This is a genomic window from Ruegeria sp. AL12 (genome assembly GCF_056540885.1).
In genome coordinates this window covers 1-547 of the sequence record NZ_JBQFXN010000193.1, presented here as the reverse complement: position 1 = coordinate 547, position 547 = coordinate 1, and the positions used below count along the sequence as shown (strand labels likewise).

The 547-nt window shown below is 64.0% G+C and carries 1 protein-coding gene; it reads right to left on the bottom strand.

The window, feature by feature from the left end; translation table 11 throughout:
- Nucleotides 1-547 (bottom strand): LysR family transcriptional regulator substrate-binding protein (locus tag ACR0C6_RS22160; RefSeq protein WP_480621353.1); only part of this gene is annotated, 547 nt, incomplete at both ends.

Here is a 547-nt window from a genome sequence, read left to right as displayed (position 1 = left end):
GCACCCCGTGCGGCCAGGCCCAGACCAGTTCAAGTTCGGCCGCTTTTCCGGCGGCGGCAAACAGCGGCACCGCCTGCGAAGCCTGTCGGGTCAGTTTCGCACGCGGCAACACGCCTGCGCCAATACCCATCCAGGCCCATTCCTCGATCACCGGATAGCTGGTGGCGTGGCCAGGATAGATGCACAGTTCCACCCCGTGCTCGGCGAACAGATCCTTCAGCGCGTCATTGAGCCCGCAGCCGCCGCCGGTCAGAATCACCGGATCGGCCGGCAGGTCAGTCAGCGCGAGACTTGAACCAAGCCGCCGCGCAGCACCGCTTCGGGGCAGATAGAACAGCGGATCAGAATAGAAATCGAGCTGTTCGAAGCCTCCGGGAACCGCATGGCGCGGCAGAATGGCGATGTCGACCGCTCCCGTGTCGAGCCGTTCGCCAAGGTCGTCGAGCAGGCATTCCTTGAAGAAAACCTCCACACCGTCATGCAGCGTCGAGAAGGGTCCGGTTACCGATGTGACCATGCGCGTGTCCACCAGCGGCGACAGGCCGAT